15 protein-coding genes are annotated in these 21,486 nt (G+C 37.2%); 6 read left to right on the forward strand and 9 right to left on the reverse strand.

The features are described from left to right. The first annotated feature begins 10 nt into the window (after positions 1–10). The gene (locus tag MMF97_RS05350) at positions 11–706 is read left to right on the forward strand and encodes a response regulator transcription factor (RefSeq protein ID WP_243360339.1); all 696 of its coding nucleotides are present in this window, start codon (positions 11–13) and stop codon (positions 704–706) included. Between the two features lie 20 nt (positions 707–726). Here the strand turns inward: MMF97_RS05350 and MMF97_RS05355 are convergent, their stop codons facing one another. Further along, positions 727–1,509 (reverse strand): GLPGLI family protein, encoded by a 783-nt coding sequence (locus MMF97_RS05355; RefSeq protein ID WP_243360341.1) that lies wholly within the window; start codon positions 1,507–1,509, stop codon positions 727–729. A gap of 4 nt (positions 1,510–1,513) precedes the next feature. After that, the gene (locus tag MMF97_RS05360) at positions 1,514–4,297 is read right to left on the reverse strand and encodes an outer membrane beta-barrel family protein (protein WP_243360343.1); all 2,784 of its coding nucleotides are present in this window, start codon (positions 4,295–4,297) and stop codon (positions 1,514–1,516) included. Between the two features lie 277 nt (positions 4,298–4,574). On the opposite strand from MMF97_RS05360, the gene MMF97_RS05365 reads away from it, so the two are divergent. Then, on the forward strand, positions 4,575–6,860 hold the full coding sequence (locus MMF97_RS05365; protein WP_243360344.1) for a helix-turn-helix domain-containing protein: 2,286 nt from the start codon (positions 4,575–4,577) through the stop codon (positions 6,858–6,860). Between the two features lie 145 nt (positions 6,861–7,005). On the opposite strand, the gene MMF97_RS05370 is transcribed toward MMF97_RS05365, so the two are convergent. The 4 genes from MMF97_RS05370 to dapF all read right to left on the reverse strand — a co-directional run bounded on the left by MMF97_RS05370 (position 7,006) and on the right by dapF (position 14,006). After that, positions 7,006–8,409 (reverse strand): efflux transporter outer membrane subunit, encoded by a 1,404-nt coding sequence (locus MMF97_RS05370; RefSeq protein WP_243360346.1) that lies wholly within the window; start codon positions 8,407–8,409, stop codon positions 7,006–7,008. 16 nt (positions 8,410–8,425) lie between these two features. After that, positions 8,426–11,611, reverse strand: coding sequence for an efflux RND transporter permease subunit (locus MMF97_RS05375; protein WP_243360348.1), 3,186 nt, complete (start codon positions 11,609–11,611; stop codon positions 8,426–8,428). Between the two features lie 70 nt (positions 11,612–11,681). Beyond that, complete coding sequence (locus MMF97_RS05380; RefSeq protein ID WP_243360350.1) at positions 11,682–12,866, reverse strand: efflux RND transporter periplasmic adaptor subunit; 1,185 nt, start codon at positions 12,864–12,866, stop codon at positions 11,682–11,684. 354 nt (positions 12,867–13,220) lie between these two features. Next, a complete protein-coding gene (gene dapF / locus MMF97_RS05385; protein ID WP_243360353.1) occupies positions 13,221–14,006 on the reverse strand; it encodes a diaminopimelate epimerase in 786 nt (261 codons plus the stop codon). Positions 14,007–14,192: 186 nt separating this feature from the next. On the opposite strand from dapF, the gene MMF97_RS05390 reads away from it, so the two are divergent. After that, the gene (locus MMF97_RS05390; RefSeq protein ID WP_243360355.1) at positions 14,193–15,752 is read left to right on the forward strand and encodes a trypsin-like peptidase domain-containing protein; all 1,560 of its coding nucleotides are present in this window, start codon (positions 14,193–14,195) and stop codon (positions 15,750–15,752) included. A gap of 192 nt (positions 15,753–15,944) precedes the next feature. Here MMF97_RS05390 and MMF97_RS05395 read toward each other — a convergent pair whose 3' ends face one another. Further along, positions 15,945–16,691 carry a DUF4197 domain-containing protein gene (locus tag MMF97_RS05395; RefSeq protein ID WP_243360356.1) on the reverse strand — a complete coding sequence of 249 codons (747 nt, stop codon included), beginning with the start codon at positions 16,689–16,691 and terminating at the stop codon, positions 15,945–15,947. Between the two features lie 187 nt (positions 16,692–16,878). Between MMF97_RS05395 and MMF97_RS05400 the strand changes: the two genes are divergently transcribed. Next, positions 16,879–17,457, forward strand: coding sequence for an RNA polymerase sigma factor (locus MMF97_RS05400; protein WP_243360358.1), 579 nt, complete (start codon positions 16,879–16,881; stop codon positions 17,455–17,457). After that, positions 17,447–18,382, forward strand: a complete 936-nt coding sequence (locus tag MMF97_RS14620; protein WP_243360359.1) for an energy transducer TonB — start codon at positions 17,447–17,449, stop codon at positions 18,380–18,382. Before MMF97_RS05400 ends, MMF97_RS14620 begins: the two co-directional genes overlap by 11 nt. Before the next feature lie 32 nt (positions 18,383–18,414). Here the strand turns inward: MMF97_RS14620 and MMF97_RS05410 are convergent, their stop codons facing one another. Further along, on the reverse strand, positions 18,415–19,842 hold the full coding sequence (locus MMF97_RS05410) for an L-serine ammonia-lyase (protein ID WP_243360361.1): 1,428 nt from the start codon (positions 19,840–19,842) through the stop codon (positions 18,415–18,417). 24 nt (positions 19,843–19,866) lie between these two features. Beyond that, the gene (locus MMF97_RS05415; protein ID WP_243360363.1) at positions 19,867–20,553 is read right to left on the reverse strand and encodes a S24 family peptidase; all 687 of its coding nucleotides are present in this window, start codon (positions 20,551–20,553) and stop codon (positions 19,867–19,869) included. A 96-nt stretch (positions 20,554–20,649) separates the two neighbouring features. Here MMF97_RS05415 and MMF97_RS05420 point away from each other — a divergent pair, with 96 nt between their 5' ends. Beyond that, positions 20,650–21,480, forward strand: coding sequence for a hypothetical protein (locus tag MMF97_RS05420; protein ID WP_243360365.1), 831 nt, complete (start codon positions 20,650–20,652; stop codon positions 21,478–21,480). Positions 21,481–21,486 lie beyond the last annotated feature (6 nt).

Consider the following 21,486-nt stretch of genomic DNA (forward strand, 5'->3'; position numbering starts at 1 on the left):
AAATAAAACCATGAAACGAATACTATTAGTTGAAGATGATCCAAATTTAGGCCTGCTGCTGCAAGACTACCTACAGCTTAAGGGTAATTTTGAGGTAATTTTATGTACAGATGGAGAAGAAGGATTTAAAGCTTTTTCAAAACAGCATTTTGACCTCTGCATACTGGATGTGATGATGCCTAAGAAAGATGGGTTTACCTTAGGTAAGGAGATCAGAAAGATTAATCAGCAGGTACCTATTATTTTTGCCACAGCTAAATCAATGATAGAAGATAAAGCTTCGGCATATGATTTAGGAGGTGATGATTACATTACCAAACCTTTCAGAATAGAAGAACTGCTTTTGAGGATCAATGCGCTTTTAAAACGTATAACCACAACAGAAACTACTCCAGCAGAACCTGAGCCAACACAATTTGAAATTGGAAAATATATTTTTGATTATACTACACAGCAGATCAACTTTAACGGTACACAACAAAAATTATCAACCAAAGAAGCAGAGTTATTGCGCTTGCTTTGCTTAAAAATGAATAGCGTTTTAACCCGTGAAGAGGCCCTGCTTAATATCTGGCATGACGACAATTATTTTAACGGGCGCAGTATGGATGTTTTTTTAAGTAAGCTTCGTAAATACTTAAAAGAGGATCCTAAGGTAGAAATTATTAATGTACATGGAAAAGGGTACAAGCTTATTGTAAGCTAATACCCTTTGTTTTGGTTCACTTAAAGTGTAAACCATTTATAGTTTTCATTTGCTGTTTTTCCCCAACTTTTAAACGCTTCTTTTAAAATATCGTAGAGCTGTTTATGGTTTACAGCTTTACCTTTTGTAGGTGCTTTTAATTTATCATCTGTAATGGGCTGATCGTTTACAGAAGTAGCAAACCAGGTTACATGCTCATAAGGTAAAGCTACACCTAAGATCATACCCGGTAAACCGCTAAAACCTTCAGGACCACCGCTTACAGCAATCTCATCGGTATAAAAGGCCACTACATAAACCGAATCCATAATCAATGCATTGGCTCTGCGGCAATTGTAGCCGGCAATATCTCTGAACTCATCGGTAATCTTCCAGTTTATTTTTCTTGTACTATCGTTAATGAGGTAATTTTGTTCATATACCTTTTTTAAAATGGTACTGGTACCCTCATTTACTTTAGTTAAGATGGTATTATTTTGTTGAAACTGGATTAGGTCTAAGAAACCATTAGAGGCCACAGCATCCTCTATAGGTGTAAAAAGTGTTTTGTTGTTGGCAAATGTAAGTTTGCTTTTTTGAAGTTTAAACTGCGGATTGTTTTTCTGGTAATTCTCAACAAACGTTTTACTGAAAATGTTATCGCTGTTACCCCATAATTCCATTTGCTTTTTGATCAAAGCAAATGAATTTATTCTTTTCTCAAATTCAATGGTACCCTGTGTTACAAAACGTGTGTGCTGTGCATAGCTTTTATGCATGGCAACCAATAATATGATGATAATGAAATTTTTTATCTTGTTCATGGCTCTAAGGTTTTTGAGGTGCACCACCACCCATTTTATTGAAATCCCAAACTAATGAGAACATGAAGTAGCGGTTAATGTTGTTCGATGTGGTTTGAGTTATACTGTTGGCATTGCTAAAACGGTCAAAACCACGATTCTGGTTAAAAATATCGTTAACGCTTAATACGAGTTTTAGGTTTTCTTGTTTAAAGAAAGCTTTGGTTAAACTGGCGTTCATAATAAATTGCTCAATGCTTTGGTCATATGTAGCCGATTTTGGTTCATAAGAATAATCTCCATTGGTTCTTATACTTATTTTTTGAGGCAATTTGGCACTCATATCAAAATAGCCTGACGTACCCCAACCTTTATTGCTCATTTGTTTTTGTAATGAGGCTTCCTGTGCCCTATAACGCGGGCCGAAACTAAAATAATAATTGATTTTGTCTTTAAAAGATGACAATTCCAAACTTGGGCCATAACTTGTACTGGTAGAAGTGTTCATCTCGCCGTTAACGTAGTTGTAATTTTTAGAATTGTTAAAATTCAAATTAATCCCCCCACTCATTCCATTTAAAACAGGAATTTTTCTATTATATCCTAGATATGCATAACCAGAAAAAGGTGTTTTTTCATGCAGATTTGCAGATCTATAAATAGTTACACCCTTACCATCGGTGGTATTATTGCTTACAATAGGATTATTGGTAAAACGGTAGTTGGCATTAAAATAAAAACTCTCGCTTGAAATAACTTTATAAGTTCTGTAATTAAGTCGTATGTTACTGCTGTAAGAAGGTTTCAGGTCTGGGTTCCCTTCTGGAATATTTAACGGATCGTCATTGGTTTTTACGGGTTGTAGCTGTGCTACACTTGGCTGGGTAGTATTTCCATTATAGCCAATTGAAAACGATCTCTGAGCAGAGAATTTATAGGTATAAGAGGCCTGTGGTAACCAGTTAATAAAATTGCGGTCAAACTTTTGATTGGTTAAATGCTCTAGCTGATTAAAACTGGCAAAATTGGTTTTATTACCAAAATTAAGTACCGTTTTACCTTTAACATAATTAAATACAGCTCCTACCTGGTGCGTAAGCTGATCTGATTCAAAGTAATTGCTGTATTCACCATTTAGCTGGTCATAAACACCGGGAACAGATGCATCATAAGTTCTTTTATCGGCTTTGCCATTTATAAAAGTAAGCCCGTAGTTAGCTACCAGAGTAAAGAATTTACTCAATGGTTCATTATAAGTGAAGTTTGTACTTATTTTAAAAGTCGAAAGATTATTGTCTTTTAACTGATCTATAGCTTCTGTTTTGTAGTTAACCTCCTTCTCATTAAAAAACTTGTTTAAAGAGTTGATATAACCATCACTATTGCTCTGGTTATAAGATTGGCTTAAATTGAGAGAATAATTCCTGCCAGGTTTTTTGAATTTTTTAGCATATAAGGCGTTTAAATTAAAAGCCTGTTGTTTACTTTTATCATCATTGGTACGCCCTGAAGTATTTACAAGCGTATTATCACCTCGTTTTGTAACGGAATTATAAGAACTGTTCTTGGTCATAGTGCTAAGGCTTCCGTCTATAGTAACTTTTAAATTAGAGGTTGTATCAATTTTAATCGTATAGGTACCGTCAACTTTTTGTTTAAACGATTTGCTGTTGGTTAACTCTCTACTATTAGAGTTAAAAATGCCATCAGGCAGATTGTTTTGGTTTAAAGTATTTTTATCAAGAAATACATTCATATTACCTAACTTATAATTGGTATTGATGCCTTGCTTATCATCGTTCCATTTATTTTCATAATGGAAACCCCCATTTGTCGATTTAGGTAAACCTTCGCCCCAGAACTGACTGCCAATATCGTCAGTTGAGTACATAATCATACCACCATCACTTGTCATTTCCATATTGCCAGACATGCTGCCGTATTTACCTGCATCTTCCCATCCCAAGCCTGTTCTGTTAGTGTTACTTGAGGTTACATAAGCAGCAACCTTCTCTTTGTTCTTAAACTTATTGAACATGCCTTGCAATACATAAAAATCCTGTGTGGCATAACCAGCCTCAGCTTTTCCGAAATACCCTTGTTTTTTATCTTCTTTCAGTACAATATTGAGGGTTTGCTTTTTCTGTCCATCATCAACACCGGTAAATGCAGCCTGATCGCTGCTTTTTTCAAAAAGCTGTACTTTATCAACCATATCTGCCCGTAGGTTTTTGGTAACCAAAGTAGGGTCGTCGCCAAAAAACTCTTCACCATCTACCAGAACTTTTTCCACAGCTTTGCCTTGCGCTGTAATCTTACCGTTTGCATCAACCTGTAAGCCGGGAAATTTCTTTAGCAGATCCTCTACCTTATCATTGGGTTGTATGGTATAAGCTGCGGCATTAAACTCGGTGGTATCGCCTTTAATTTTGATGGCAGTAGCCTGTCCTTTGATAATTACCTCATTTAAAAGCTTAGATTTTAATTTCATATCTATGCTTTTCAGATCAATGTGGTTTTGCTCGTTGCTTAAGGTAAAGGGATTAACATAATCAACATATTCAGGGTAGGTGAGTAAGAGAATAAAATTCCCATGTTTTAAATTGTTCAACGCAAAACTACCGTCAGCAGCAGCTCGGGTAAATTTGTAAAGCGTAGAATCCTTAGCATTTAAAATACTAATAGTTGCATTGGTGAGTTTCACTTTTGCGGCAACATCTTCAACTATTCCCTTTATAGAATTGTTCTGTCCGCGGGCAGTTATGCCTATTATTAAATAACAGCATAACAGCAAAAGAGCTTTCTTCATATCTGGCTGGTTTGATTTGGGAGTTAAATTAAAACTAAAATCTTAGTTTTAAAAGTAGAATTTTAAGATTTAACATTTTGTAACATTATTTAACACTTGTATGATAATTAATTGGGCGGTATTTTACTGAGCATATATCATTAAAAGGGGGTATTATTAAGTATTATAATTTTAAATTTGCTCCAGATTAGCAAGTAACAATTATGATAGTCAAACTTTTATAGATAGGTTTGGCCTTTCAGTTTACCTGACCCAGCTTAAGAAAAATTAGTTTTTAATGATAGAAGATTTATCACTTGCACCTGCAGAGATCGCGGCAAAATTTATTAACCAAACGCATCGTCATGTTTTTTTAACAGGTAAGGCTGGTACAGGAAAAACTACTTTCTTAAAAGAAATTATTGCTAAAACGCATAAGAAAACCATTATTGTAGCACCTACAGGCATTGCGGCTATTAATGCGGGAGGTGTAACGATACACTCATTATTCCAGCTTCCTTTTGGTACTTTTATACCTCGTATTCTTACTGAGAATCAATTTGCAGGACAGCATTACCATAATCCTCAAACTTTGGTAAAGCATTTAGGGATGAATGCTGTAAAAAGGCGGATGCTGTTGGATTTAGAGTTACTGATCATAGATGAGGTAAGTATGTTGCGTGCCGATTTGTTAGATGCCATAGATTTTGTATTGAGATTTGTGCGCAGAAATAATGCAGGTTTTGGAGGTGTGCAACTCCTGTTTATAGGTGATTTACATCAGCTACCTCCTGTGGTAAAAAGTACGGAATGGAATCTTTTAAGCTCATGTTATAGCAGTGCTTTCTTTTTTGATGCACTGGCATTAAGGAACCAGCCTCCGGTTTACATTGAACTTGAAAAAATATACCGTCAGGATGATAACACTTTCATCAGCTTATTGAACAACCTACGCAATAATAAAACTAACGAAGCAGATATTGCTTTGCTGGAGCAATATTATAAGGCTGATTTCGAGCCTTCATTAAAAGATAATTACATTACCTTAACTACGCATAATCATAAAGCTGATGGCTTGAACAAAAGCAATCTGGAGAAACTAAAATCTAAATCTTTTTTTTACAAGGCTCATATTGAGGGTGATTTTCCTGAAAATGCTTTCCCGGCCGAAGGCACTTTAGAATTAAAAGTAGGAGCGCAGGTCATGTTTATCAAAAACGACCCGCGGGGAGAGCAGCGGTTTTTTAATGGTAAGCTGGCTGTTGTAACCCATTTAAGCAATTCGTTTATAGAAGTACAGCCTGATGGTGAAGCAGAAACATTGGTATTGGAGCAATATAGTTGGAAAAATATCAAGTACACCACTAATAAAACAACCAACGAGATTGAAGAAGATGTCATCGGAACTTTTACCCAGTTTCCTCTTAAGCTAGCTTGGGCAATAACCGTACATAAAAGCCAAGGATTAACTTTTGATAAAGCCATTATAGATATTGGGGATGCTTTTGCTCCGGGACAGATTTACGTGGCTTTATCGCGATTACGTTCATTAAATGGTTTGGTGCTTACTTCTTTAATGGGCAACAGGGTAATAAGGGCAGATCAGAATGTTACTTATTTTTCTCGGCTTAAAGAGCAACAGGGCGATTTGCAGACACAGATCAAAAAAGAGAGAGGGCTTTATATCAGGCATATCCTGATCAATAGTTTTGACTTTACTCATCTGGATATATATACATATGAGCATGCTTTCAGTTACTCAAAAGATGAAAAAAGATCGGTTAAACAACACTATGCAAAATGGGCAGAACAATTGCAAACAGATATCAAAGCGCTCAAGGTAAATGCCGATAAGTTTTTAAAGCAGATAGAAAGAATATTTGCCACAGAAAATACTGAACAATTAAATATATTAAGCGAAAGGATAGAAGCTGCGACCCAATATTTTAACCCTTTGTTGCAACAATATAGCCGTTCTGTTTTTGATACCATAGAGGAAATTAAGCAGCAAAAGCAAACCAAGACTTATCATCGAGAATTGTTGGATTTGGAGGCGATGATTTACGAGCAATACAAGAGGATTGCCAAAGCGGGATTATTGTTGCGGGCTGCTGTTAATAATATAGAATTAGACAAAGAAGCCTTTGCTTCTCTGAATGAAAATCCTGAACGGGAAGCACAAATCCTAAGAGCTTATACTTTAGCCAATGACGAAGAGCTTACAGAAGAAACTTATTTTAGCAAACCTAAAAAGGTTAAAAAAGCCCAGAAGGTAAAAGAACCTAAAGAAGATACCAAAGCCATTACGTTAAGGTTATTTAAAGAAGGAAAAACGCCAACGGAAATAGCACAGGAAAGGAAAATGGCCAAAGCCACTATTGAAGGGCATTTGGCGTATTTTGTAGCTCAGCAAATCATCAATGCCAAAGAAGTTATAGCTCCGAAAAAACTAGAAGAAATTCTACACGTCATTAGGGAACATAAGACTATAAAGTTGGGAGAACTGAAAGAAATTCTGCCTAAAAATATAGATTATGCCGAAATCAAAATAGGTATAGCCGCTTATCTTGCAGAAGGAGAGTAAAAGAAAAAGGCTATTTAAAATAACTGTCACATTGCTTCCCGAAGTATCAGGACAAGTTGTCGAAATGCATTTTTAGAGAGGCTTCGACAAGCTCAGCCTGACAGTGTTGTTGCTTTAAACAGCCTTTTATATTAAGCTTAGCAAATTATTTCCATCCACCGCCCAGCGCACGGTACAAGTTAACCACAGCTTGCAATTTTTGCAACTTGTCGTTAACAGCACTTAGCTGTGCATTTAATAAACTTTGCTCCGAAGTTAACACATCGGTATAATTGGTAGCCGAACTATATTTTAACAATTCTTCTGTAAACTCAACCGCTTTTTGTAAAGAAGCAATTTGCTTTGCTCTTGAAGTTTCTTTTTCTATTGCAGTTTGGTAGGCATATAATGCGTTTGAAACTTCGCCTCCGGCTGTTAAGATCGTTTTCTTAAAATCGTTGAACGCAATTTGCTGGTTCGCTTTAGCGGTTTCTAAGCGGACTTTATTTTGTCCGCGGTTAAAAATGGGCTGAGTTAATCCACCTACAATGTTATAGAAGATAGAATTATCAAACAAGTTTTGAAGCTTTAAACTGGATAAACCACCATTAGCCGTTAAAGTTAATGAAGGATAGAAATAAGTTTTGGCCACATTGGTGTTTTCAAAAGCCGATCTGAAAGCAAACTCTGCTTGTTGTACATCCGGACGATTTTTGAGCAATAAGCTCGGCACTCCGGTGTTCAAATTGGTATAAACTTGTTGGTTGTCTATGTTACTGCGTTGAATTTGTCCGGCAGGTCTGTTCAATAAAATACTTAAAGCATTTTCGGTTTCTCTGATGCTTCTTTTCAAATCAGGGATGCTCACCTCGGCTGCATATTTATTGGCTTCGCTTTGCACTACTGCCGCACCATTTACTATACCGGCTTCTTTTAAAGATTTAATGGTTTCAACACTTTTTTCTCTAACTCTTAAAGTTTGCTCAGTAATCTTTAACTGCTGGTCTAATGCAATTAAGCTATAATAAGCATTGGCTATATTACTGATCAGCTGGGTTTGAACCACTCTTTTTGCCGCATCTGTTTGTAGAAAAGAAGCTAAAGCAGAACGCTTGCTGCTTGCCAGTTTACCCCATACATCTAATTCCCATGCAGCACTTAGTTGCACCTTGTAAAGTTGGGTTTCAGTATTGATATTTACGCCCGAAGGAAAGTTTAAAGCTGCAGAAGACTGTTTATTATCTGCAACAGAAACATCGGCCGTTAAAGTAGGCAAAAATGCTAATTTGCTTCCTGTTAAATTGGCCTGCGCTATTCGCATACGTTCTATAGCACTTTTCAGGTCAAGATTGTTACTTAAACCTTCCTGTATTAAAGCTCTCAAGGCCTCATCTTTAAAAAGGACTGAAGGCTGCAAATCGGCAATGCTGGTACTATCTGTACTACTTATACCTCTGTACAGGTTTTCTGTTTTGAGCTCGGGTTGTTTATATTTTTGTGTAACGCAAGATGCAAAGCTTAAAGCAATGAAACCTGCCACAAAAATGAATATGTTCTTATTGTTGTTCATTTCTAAAGACTGTTTTTTATTCGTCTGTATCTTCTTTAACCTCTTCAAAATTTAAATGTGTTTGCTCTTGAATTAAATCTTCTTCAAAAGGAGATTTTGAGCTTACTTTTTCCTGTAAAGTCTGGAACACGATAAATAATATCGGGATTACGAATACCCCTAAAATGGTTCCAAAAAGCATTCCACCTACAGCACCCACACCAATAGAATTATTACCGGCGGCACCTACTCCGGTAGATAGCATCAATGGTAATAAACCTAAGATAAATGCAAAGGATGTCATTAAAATAGGCCTTAACCTAGCGGTAGCCCCATCTAAAGCTGCATGTAAAATGCTCATGCCCCTTCTTCGCCTGTCAACGGCAAATTCTACGATCAGGATGGCATTTTTGGCCAATAAACCAATTAACATGATCAGTGTAATCTGGGTATAGATATTATTATCGATGCCAAAGATCTTACCAAAAATGAATACTCCCGCCATACCTACAGGTAGGGATAAAATAACGGCTATTGGTAATACATAACTTTCATATTGTGCACAAAGCAGGAAGTAAACAAATACCAGACACAGTAAGAAAATATATACCGTTTGGCTACCTGCATTCTGTTCTTCTCTAGATAAGCCCGAGAACTCATAACCGAATCCCGGAGGGAGATTTTTAACAGCTTCTTCTTTAATGGCATTGATGGCATCACCAGAACTGAAACCTGGGCTAGGGTTACCCGTAATGGTAATAGCCGTATAAAGGTTAAAACGTGAGATGGTTTGTGGACCATATACTTTCTGGAGACTGATAAATCCTTTTATAGGTGCCATTGTTCCGCCCGGTGTGCGTACATAAACATTATTTAAACTCTCTAAATTAGCCCTGTACTGAGGGTCTGCCTGATAAACCACACGGTACTGCTTGCCAAATTTATTAAAGTTAGAAGCGTAGATACCACCATAATAACCTTGTAGAACGCTCATTACTTCATTAAGTGAAAGACCTGCCTGTTTAATTTTAGGCACATTGGCTGTAATAAGGTATTGCGGATAATTAGGGTTAAATGAAGTAGATGCGTATTGTATTTCAGAACGTTGATTTAAAGCGCCAATAAACTTACTGCTTACCTGCGTAAAGTTCTCAATGCTTCCGCCTGTACGATCTTGTAACTGAAGTTCAAAACCACCGCTCGAACCGAAACCAGAAATAGTAGGTGGTGCAAAGAAAATGATACGGGCTTCTTTGATACCAGCAGTTTTTGCAAAAAGCTCTTTAATGATCGCTTTTACATCGCGTTTTCTTTCGTTCCAAGGCTTTAACCTTGAAATTACCATACCGTTAGAACTTCCGCTACCACTTAACATACCACGGCCGTTTACCTGTAAGGTTAATCTTACCTCTGGAATTTCTTTAACAATATCGTTTACTTTGTTTAACACCTCTGCGGTACGTTCCATTGAAGAACCTGGAGGCAAGGCAATATCAGACATGATTGAGCCTAAATCTTCGTTTGGTACAAAGCCTTTAGGTGTGCTATACATCAACCATCCAAAAGCAAGGGTAGCAATTAATAAACCTAAACCAGCAATCCACTTTTTATGTGCTAAGAAGTTAACAGACTTACGGTATTTAGCTGTCATGCTGTTAAAAGAAGCATTGAATGCAGCATAAAAACGTTTTATGAAAGTTGTTTTTTCATGCTCCGGATGATCTTTATGTGGTTTTAAAAGTAAAGCACAAAGCGCAGGGCTTAAGGTTAAGGCATTGATGGCCGATAACACAATGGAAATAGCTAGTGTTAAACCAAACTGTTTAAAGAACACACCTGATGAACCGCTGATAAAACTTACCGGGATAAATACCGCCGACATTACCAATGTAATGGAAATGATTGCTCCGGTAATCTCATCCATAGCATCTTTTGTGGCCGATTTTGCCGAAGTATATTTACCCGTTTCTAACTTGGCATGTACTGCTTCAACCACCACAATGGCATCATCTACCACAATACCTATGGCCAATACCAAAGCAAACAGCGTTAACAGGTTTATGGTAAAACCAAATAAACTAAGGAAGAAGAATGTACCAATAATAGCAACCGGTACAGATATGGCTGGGATTAAAGTAGATTTAAAATCTTGCAGGAAAATAAACACCACAATAAATACCAGGATAAATGCTTCAAAAAGAGTATGCAACACTTTTTCAATGGATGCATCCAAGAAATCGTTTACGTTGGTAAGAACAGTATATTTTACACCCGAAGGAAAAGTGTGCGATGCACTTTCAATAGCAGCCAATGCGCCTTCAATAACTTCTTTGGCGTTAGAGCCTGCAGTTTGGTTAATAGCAAAACCTAAACCCGGTTTACCATTTAATTTAATAGAACTGGCATAGCTTTGTGCACCCATTTCAATACGGGCAATATCTTTTAATTTTAATACCTGTCCGTTTGCTGCGGTTCTAACGATAATATCGCCAAACTGGCTTTCGTCTTTTAAACGGCCTGTATATTTTAAAGTATATTGAAAAGATTGCTGACCTTGCTCGCCCAACTGACCTGGTGCGGCTTCAATATTCTGTTCGGCAAGTACAGCGCTGATATCGGCAGGAATCAATCCATAAGCAGCCATTACATCAGGTTTTAACCAGATACGCATAGTGTAAATAGACTGGCCGAAAGCGTTTACATCACCTACACCCGGTACACGTTTAATTTGCGGGATAATATTGATTTCAGCATAGTTCTGTAAGAACTTCTGATCATACTCAGGTTTTTCTCCGTATAAAGAGAAAATCAGTACGTTACTGGCCTGGCGTTTGGCCGTAATTACACCTGCACGTGTAACTTCGGCAGGTAATAAACTGGTTGCCCTAGCAACACGGTTTTGCACGTTTACGGCGGCAAGATCGGGATTAGTACCCAATTTAAAATAAACGGTAATATTTGCCGAACCGTCGTTACCAGCTGTTGAAGTCATGTAAGTCATGTTTTCAACCCCGTTTATTTGCTCTTCGAGCGGAATAACCACACTACTCATTACCACATCGGCATTGGCACCTTGATATGATGCGGATACCTGAATGGTTGGAGGCGCAATTTCTGGATATTGAGAAACCGGCAAAGTAATGATACCTAAGATACCCAGTATAACAATGATAATGGAGATAACTGTAGATAAAACCGGCCTTTCTATAAATTTCTTAAACATAGTATCGATTTACGATTTTAAATTTATGATGATAAAGTTAAGCCTCATACGAGAGGGCAGCAGCTAAAATTTATGGTTTTTGCGTTTTAATATCAGCAAAAACAGAATCGGCAGGTTTATTTACAGGCTTGATCTTATCACCTTCTTTTAAACCTGAAAAACCTTCCAAAATAATTTTATCGCCTGTTTTTAAGCCGTTGGTTACTACAAAGAAATTGCCTTTGGTTAACTCCATAATTTCTATGTTGGTGATTTTTACACCTCCTGTATCTGTTACCAGATAAACAAATTTCTTACCCTGTATGTCTGTGGTTGATTTTTGAGGAACCAAGATGGCATTTTTTAGGTATTGAGGTACTCTGATCGATGCACTTCCTCCGGTTCTGAGTAAGCCATTAGGATTTGAGAAAGTAGCTCTTAAGCTCGAAGCGCCAGTTTGGCTGTTGATTTGTCCGCTAACCGTTTCGATTTTCCCTTTCTCATTGTAAATGCTTCCATCGGCCAATACCAATGAAACGGCAGGCATTTGTTTAATTTTATCAGCCAGATTATTTCCTTTTACATTTCGAGAAATATCAAGCAGTTGCTTTTCGTTTAAAGAGAAATAAGCAAAAACTTTAGAAATATTAGATACAGTGGTTAAAGGTAACTGACTGTTGCTGCTTACCAAAGCACCTACTTTATAAGGAATTGTTCCTATAACCCCGTTTACCGGACTTGCAACTACAGTATAACCTAAGTTAACTTTTGCATTAACCAAAGCTGCTTTTGCCTGAGCAAGGTTAGCCTTTTTTGCAGTTAATGTAAGCTCAGCATTCTGAAGGTCAAACTTGCTGATGATGTCCTTTTCTACTAAAGGTTTTGTTTTGTTATACTGCAATTGAGCTGCATTAACATCTGCTTCAGCACTTTTAATAGCAGCTTCGGCAGTTCTTACCGCCTGCTCATACTGAGGTGCGTTAATGGCAAATAAAGGTTGCCCCTGTTTTACGGTAGCGCCTTCATCAACATATATACGCTCAATAAAGCCATCGATCTTTGGTCTAATATCTACATTCTGCATACCTTCTAAAGTAGCAGGATAATCAGTTTCAAGAGAAGTGTTTTGCTCATCAACCTGCACAACAGGATAAGGTTGCGGACCTGTAGGCCCCGCAGGTGCACCTGCTTTTTGACCTTTATCGCCGCCGCTACAAGCGGCAACCAGTATGCTAAATGTACCTGCTAAGGTTAAAAATTGTGTTGCTTTTTTCATATATATGTTACTGAGTTTGATGCTTTTGATAATATGTCTATACTAAAAATAGAAACCATTAAACGAGATGGTTTAATGGTTTTATGATTGAGATATTGATTTTTAAAATCAGGGGAAAAACTTGGTATGACCAAATCATGAAATAAATGGTTTCTGTTGCGTAACAACCTATTAATGCTTGATTTGATGATATTCCTTTTTACCAAGTTGCAGTATTTTAATTATTAAAACGACAACAAAAATAGCAGAGCGTTGTTTCGCCAAAGTCAGAGAAATCTCATTTAATCAATTGATTGAATTTTGTTACAAAATAGGTTGTGTGTAATGCCGCAGAACCTATTTATGATGAGAAGATTAAACTATTATCTTTCCTTCAAAAACTTTCTCGGCGGGGCCACATAAAAATACATCAGAGAAAACCTGACCGTTATAATTGAATTTTATTTCCAGGTTACCACCTAAAACTTTAACAGGAGTTTCAATATGGCCTATGCGGTTATCTTTCTTTGCCATGGCCATAGCAACGGCAGTTACGCCTGTTCCGCATGCATAAGTTTCATCTTCAACGCCACGTTCAAAGGTGCGTACAAATAAATGATTCGGCTTTTTTTCCACAAAGTTTACATTAATGCCATTTACTTTATAGGTATCGTTATTCCTGATTTCGTAACCGTGTTTGTACACATCTAATGCTTCTAAACCACTTACTTCCTTTACATAATGAGGAGAGCCCGTGTTGAGCACAAAGGCATCTTCATCATTGGCAATTTGCTCTACATCTATCATTTGCAGCTCTACCCAGTTGCCTTCTTCTGTAATTTTGGCATAGTGCGGGCCATCAACTGCCAAAAAATTAGTTTCATTTTCAATGATACCCAGATGTTTGGCAAAAGCAACAATGCAACGTCCGCCATTACCACACATCGTACCCACATTGCCATCGGCATTGTAGTAATGCATTTCAAAATCGTACTCAGGATGTGAGGTTAAAAACATTAATCCGTCGCCTCCTATGCCAAATCTTCTGTCGCAAAGTTGGGCAACAAGCGCATTGTCGATATTTTTTAAGGGTGCTTCGCGGTGATCTATCACAATAAAATCATTTCCTGCCCCCTGGTATTTATAGAAAGAGATATTCATATTTTCTTCATTTAATGATGAAATATTTGCCTATGCTGTTAAACAATTATTTAAGAGCTAATTGTTTTAACATTTTTTAACATCAAAAGATGTGTTATAAATGTACAAATATCGTTGATATGGTATTAAATTTGAATACTTGACATTAAAAATTGATTTTACGAGAATAAAAGTAATAATATGCAAATGAAAAAAATAGGTTTGATTGTGCTGGCTGCCTTTATAGGAGGGGTAGCTGCAATAGGCGCCTATAAGTTATTTGAGCGCCACGATGATGGTTTTACAATTGCAGACAGACAAAATATGATGTTTGCAAAAAATCCTATAGTTTCCTCATCTACTGGTGCGCCTGATTTTGTCCAGGCAGCAGCAGCTGTTTCTCCAGCAGTGGTACACATTAAAACTACGTATGCCGCTAAATCGGGTAATGGAGGCAGAGATATGGGTGATATTTTTGAGCAGTTCTTTGGTTTTGGAGGTGGTGGTATGCAACGCGTTCCGCGTCAGCCGCAAGCTGCTTCAGGATCGGGAGTAATCCTAACTTCTGATGGGTATATTGCAACGAATAATCACGTAGTTGATGGCGCAGATAAAATAGAAGTAATTTTATCTAACAGACGTAAGGTAACTGCAAAAGTTGTTGGTAAAGACTCTAACACAGACTTAGCCCTAATTAAAATTGATGTTAATGGATTGCCTTTTATAAAAATGGGCAACTCAGATAACGTACAGGTAGGAGAGTGGGTATTGGCTGTTGGTTTCCCTTTAGATTTACAAACTACCGTTACAGCAGGTATTGTGAGTGCTAAAGCACGCAATATTGGTATCTTAAATCGTGAGAGCGGACAAATGACCCAGGAAGAGTATGAAGAATACCAAAGAACAGGTAAATTACCAAGCCGTACCAATAATTCTATAGAAGCATTTATTCAGACAGATGCAGCCATTAATCCTGGAAACAGCGGAGGCGCCTTAGTAAATGCAAATGGAGAACTGATCGGTATTAATGCAGCTATTGCTTCACAAACTGGCAGAAATGAAGGGTATGGATTTGCGATCCCTGTTAATCTGGCTAAGAAGATTTTAGAAGATTTCAGGAAATACGGTTCAGTAAAACGTGGCTATATAGGCGTATCATTTAAACCTTTAGATGCTGATATGGCTGAGGAATTAAAAACCAAAGAAATAGCAGGTTTATATGTGAGCGAAGTTGTTCCGAATGGAGGTGCTGAAGCTGCGGGTATTAAATCGGGAGATATCATTAAAAAAGTAAATGGTGTTGATATTTATGATTCACCAGATCTGCAGGAAAAAATAGGGCGTATGAGCCCTGGTGATAAAGTAAATTTAACTGTTCTAAAAACAGATGGTTCATTAAAAAATGTATCAGTTACTTTAAAACCTGAAGGTGTGATTAACCCTGTACTGGCTAAAAATAATACTAAAGAGAAAGCCACAGGAACTAACATCAGTGCATTAGGTGCAAGTTTTGCGCCTGCAAGCGATGCTCAGAAATCTAAATATGGTATTAAAAATGGGGTAGTAGTAACCGATGTTGTTCCGGGTAAATTATTTGATTACTGGGACGTGCACAAAGGGTTGATCATTACCAAAGTGAATGGTACCGCTGTAAATAGTGCTGCTGATATACAGAAAGCTCTGCCTGCCTCAAGAGATGGTAAGGTTACTATTACAGGAGTGAGCGAGAGAGGTGCATTTACTTTCTCTTTTAATGGAGGAGAATAAAAACTGAGAGAGATCATCTTAAAGCACCACTAATTAGAGTTTTTGAGATGGTCTCTTTTTTACCTTATTAGAATAAAAAAAGCCTGTGTTTAACACAGGCTTTTTACTTGCAGATAAAAATAGGTGGCTTGCCTTTATATGATACAACTTTCGATTTTAACGCCCCTAAATATAAAGAATCAGTTAGGTTTGTTATCTTTTTTTGCTGTCAGCGTAACCAAATACTTTCTGCAATAATGTTGTTGAACGGGCGCCTATATTATCTCTGATCTTTAATTCTTCCTGTGCTACCTGAACAAACATACCGTCAATGGCTTTTTGAGCCACATAACTGGTAAGGTCTGTTGTTACAGGTTTTACCAAAGGTATTTTATTGTAGGCGCTTGCAGCATCCGTCCAGTATTTTGTGGCACCTACCTTACTTAAACTGCTGGCAATTACAGGCGAAAATTTCTCCATTAACTGTGCGGTAGTAACTCTTTTAAAATATTGGGTAGCCGCGTCTTTATTACCCAATAAAATATTGGTAGCATCGGCAATGGTCATTTGTTTTATCGCGTTTACAAAAATAGGCTTGGCTTCTTTTGCCGCATCTTCGGCAGCACGGTTCAAGCTTAAAATAACATTATCAGCCAAGCTGTTTAAACCAAGGCTCCTCAACGTGCTTTCTACTTTTTGTGCTTCTGTTGGAAACAATATTTTTATTGCCATATTGCCAAAGAAACCATCTCTTGCCGATAAACGATCTGCTCCGGCACTGGTACCCAGTTCTAATGCCTGTTTCAAAGCATTGCCTATTTCTAAACTGGTAGGCGTACCAGTAGCTCCTGTAGCTACCTGGCCTAAAATTCCACTTATTTGTTGTTGTGATTGTACATCGCAGCTGCTACAAGTAACTGTAGCTGCAATTAACATGCTTAACGCTATCTTTTTATTCATTTGATTTGAAGACTAAAGTTCAATGACTAGAATTGCTACAATATTAATAAATCTTTTACGATCAATGCGGCTGTCGCTTAAATAAATAGATTATCGTCTTATTTAAGAGGTAATGTGTTTTTTAAAATTAAACGCTCATGTCAAAAAATATTTTTATAATTGAATAAGATTAAAGTTTAATGTCCACTTGAAGTTTATCAAAAATACATCCAAAAATCAAAACCCTGACGATGCAGAGTTGGTTGCCCTTTACCAAAAAAGTGGCGATCTGGATGTGTTGGGTAATCTCTATAACAGGTACATGCATTTGGTGTACGGTGTTTGCCTGAGTTATTTTAAAGATGAAGAGCAGAGCAAAGATGCTGTTATGCAGATTTTTGAAGAATTGGTTGTTAAACTGCGGGTTCATCAGGTTCAGAATTTCAAAAGCTGGTTGCATGTCTTAACCCGTAATCATTGCTTAATGGCCCTGCGTAAACAAAATAGAAATCCATTGGTGCCAATGGATGAGAACTTTGTGGAAAAAGATGATTTTGTGCATCTGGATATTGACGATACAAAAGAAACGCAGCTAAGCATTATGGAAAAGTGCATGGAAACGCTTTCTGAAGAGCAGAGAAAAAGTGTAGATTTATTTTATCTGCAAGAAAAATGCTATAAGGAAGTTGCCGAAATTACAGGCTACGATATGCTTAAAGTAAAAAGCTATATCCAGAATGGTAAACGAAATTTAAAAATTTGTATAGAGAAAAACAGTGGCTTATAACGATTGGTTAGATATTGAGGTATTAGAAGATTACCTTGACGGTAGGCTGGATGCTAAAGAGATGCATCAGGTGGAAAAACTATCCCTTGAAGATCCCTTTGTTGCTCAGGCTTTAGAAGGTCTGGCTGCCAGTAAAAAACGAACCTATCATCTTTCGCTCTTACAAAAGCAATTACAAGAGCGTTTGCAGCAGAAACCTGTTGAACGTAAAATGTGGCGTTTAACTTCTCATCGTTTAAGCATTGCGGCTACTGCTGCAGTTGTATTTATATCAGTTAGTATTCTGTTCTGGATGCGGGAGACCAATAGACAGAAGCAGGCAGAACTGGCTGCAAACAAACCTAAAAATATAGAAGTAAATCTGGCACCACAGGCTGCTGATGTTCCTGAAAGCCAAAAAAATGAATCACAGGTTGTGCCTGAAAAAGTAGAGGCAGAGTTAGATCATACTTTAAAAAACAATAGCGAGGCACTTGCCCGAAACAATAAACAGACTGATAAAAATCAGAAAGATATTGCTCCATCACAAGAAATAGTAACAGCAGCAGAACCACCGATGGCTGCACAGGCTAAACGGTCAATGGCAAAACCAGAAAGTTTAGGTGTGGCCGCAATGAGCAGCCCGGTAGCCTTATCTGTACCTAAAGCAGATAGTATTTCATCTAAGCCTCAACCTTTAAACGGATGGACTACCTACCAAAATTATTTAACAGAACAGAACAGAGTAAGTAAAAATCAGGAATTGGGCAAAACAGTAGAACTGCATTTTCTTATAGATAGAAATGGTTTACCAGCTAAAATAGAAGTAACCAAATCTGCAGGAGGGCAGCTGGATAATGAGGCAGTACGTTTAGTTAAAGAGGGTTCTAAGTGGAAGTATATTGAAGGAACTCCTAACCAAGTTATATTGAAAGTACAATTTTAATGCTAAAACCGTACTTTCAATAAGTTATATCATTAGCACTCAGGCAGACTTATAGGCACTTTGGTTGCCAGACCACCATCAGAGGTTTCTTTGTATTTCACGTTCATGTCAAGAGCGGTTTCCCACATGGTATTTACTACTGCATCCAAACTTACTTTAGCTTTATCTGGGTTACTTTGTAATGCAAGCTGACTTGCTGTGATGGCTTTGATGGCGCCCATGGTATTGCGTTCGATACAAGGAATTTGTACCAGCCCGCCAATAGGATCGCAAGTTAAACCTAAATGATGCTCCATAGCGATTTCTGCGGCCATTAAAACCTGTCGCTGAGATCCTCCCAAACATTCGGTTAAAGCCGCAGCAGCCATTGCAGATGAAACTCCAATCTCTGCCTGGCAGCCACCCATTGCGGCCGATATGGTAGCACCTTTTTTAAAGATACTGCCAATCTCACTTGCACAGGCAATGAACTGTATAATCTTATCTTCTGTATAGCCATTGCAAAATGTGATGAAATATTGCAAAACAGCCGGAATAACGCCCGATGCACCATTGGTTGGGGCCGTAACCACACGACCAAAAGCAGCATTCTCTTCATTTACAGCTAAAGCAAAACAGCTTACCCAGTCTAATATATAATTAAAACCAGTTCCGCCATTTTGGATAGCTTTAACCCAAGTGTTGTAATCCGTATAAGTCTGGTTATTAATCAGTCTTTTATTTAGTTTGGCAGCACGACGGGCTACATTTAATCCTCCCGGTAAAAAACCATCGGTGTGGCAGCCGCGATAGATACAATCTCTGATTACGTGAAAATGCTCTAAAATACCTTTGCGGGTTTTTTCTTCAGGACGCCATGCAGCTTCATTTTCCATTACAATTTCACTTACCTTAAGCCCTGTAGATAAGCACCAGTGCAGTAATTCACTGGCTTTTTCAACAGGAAAAGGTAGCTCTACAGATTCTTTATCGCTGTTCTCCTGACCTTCTTTTACTACAAAACCGCCTCCAATAGAATAATAGGTTTCAGAAATGGCTTTTCCGTTATTTAAAAAAGCCTGAAAGGTTACGGCATTTGGATGGAAAGGCAAACTTTCATTAAACAGGAAAATCAGGTCTTCGGCATAAGTGAAGCTAATTTCATGTTTAGCAGCCAAACTAAGCTTCTGTTCCCCTTTAATCTGGTTAACAGTACTGTCTATTGCATTTACATCAAAAGTTACAGGATCACCCCCTGATAAGCCTAATAATATGGCGATATCTGTTCCATGTCCTTTGCCTGTTTTAGCCAAAGAGCCATATAATAATATTTTAACCTGCTCTACATTGTTAAGCACATTGTGCTGAATGAGCAGATCAGTAAATTTCTGGGCTGCACGCCACGGACCTAATGTGTGCGAACTTGAAGGGCCGATACCTATTTTAAAAATATCGAAAACGGAGATTTGTTCTTGTTGCATGATTTGTATACAAAATTACAAGGTTTAAATAATATTTCTCGTTATTTTCCCTTTAATAATGTATAATGATAAGATATCTTGTTTTTGTATGATAATATCGCCTTTATAGTTGGGGTTTGATGATCTTAGAATTACTTTCTTTTCATCAGTATGTTCATGGATAATTTTAATGGCCTTAATTTCATTGGCATTTTCGTTTGTAATAACCACATAGGCTTCTCCCCAAAGTATAATACTTTTATTTTTTACTTCCTTAACGGCTATTACATCGCCTGCTGCATACCGTGGGTACATACTATCGCCATAAACGGGTAGGTAAGCGGTGCAATCATTAAAGGGTTTATAGCTTACAAAATAATCGGGCTTTTCTTCCATGGCTGTTAAGCTGTTTATTTCTGTAAGCTTAACATCATAATAAGGTACTCTATTATCTTCAATCTCCTCGTAAGGGTTTATGCCTTCGGTTAGTTCAGAATTGTATTTAGGCTCTATGCCGGTTAATACCCAGTTCATGTTTGCGTTCTCAAATACCCTTGAGAAATCAATGAGTATATCTGCTGAGGGTTTAGCGGCGTTATCTCTTTCTAAACGATATAATTTTTCAGGACTTTTATATCCTAACCGCTTAGATAAATCGTTGGCATTTTTACATCCTTCTTCAAGAGCGAAAGACATCATTCTCTCAAATATGTTTGAATTATTTTTCAACATTGTTTGAATTCTTCAAATGTGTTTGTAAATTTAATGGTAAGTAGAGCTAATATAAGAAATAACCTAATCTATAACTAACATCTTATCTTTTCAATTATGGAGAATTTGCAATCGGTTTACAAAGGCTACTTTAAAAAGGCCTTACAAAAAAATCCTATTTACGGAGAAAGCACAAATCCTTATGAAATTATCAGCAATTTTTTTGATGCAGCAAGCATTGAAGATCATTTATTGTTGTTAAGGAGGATATATAAGAATGCCATAAGCCTGAAATCTTTTAACCGGGATATTGCAGATGTTTTATATAGATATAAACTGATTTCTCAACTTTTAAATGCTACGTGGGTGGTTTATAAAACAGATGTGAAATTTTCTAAAAGTATTGGCCTGTCCGGTAAGCATAAATTGAAAGGTAAGGTATTAAGTGATACTAAGCTAGCTGCTTACCTAAAGCCTGATGAAATAGTTGACCCTTATTTAGTGTTTGAAATACTTTACAAGGAACTAAGTTTATATAAACTTCAGGATCAATTGTATGAGATGTTGAATCTGAGTCTTTGTTCTAATGAACATGCTGAAGAACAGGTAAAAATCAAAAAGGTTTATAAATCATTAGTTAAAGTTTTGATATGCTGTTGGCTAATTTTTAAGAATGAGATCGCAAGTCATCATACAACAGAAACGGTTATAGAGTCTGTAAAGGAAAATGAAGATCGCGGTTTTTTTACTTCAGTTAATGATTCTTTAAATACGTTAATTAAAACACGCTCACCTGTTAAATTATCTATGAGTTTGCGTAAAATGCTGGTAGATTATACGCTGTATAATGCGAATGGACTGCCTCTTGATTTTGAAGAGGTAGTAAGTGATTATTACCGGTTAAACAATTTCTTAGATCATGTAATTAATAACGGTAACGAAAATTAGTGAAGC

Origin of the sequence: Pedobacter montanisoli (assembly GCF_022809115.1) — a bacterium.
Taxonomy (GTDB): domain Bacteria; phylum Bacteroidota; class Bacteroidia; order Sphingobacteriales; family Sphingobacteriaceae; genus Pedobacter; species Pedobacter montanisoli.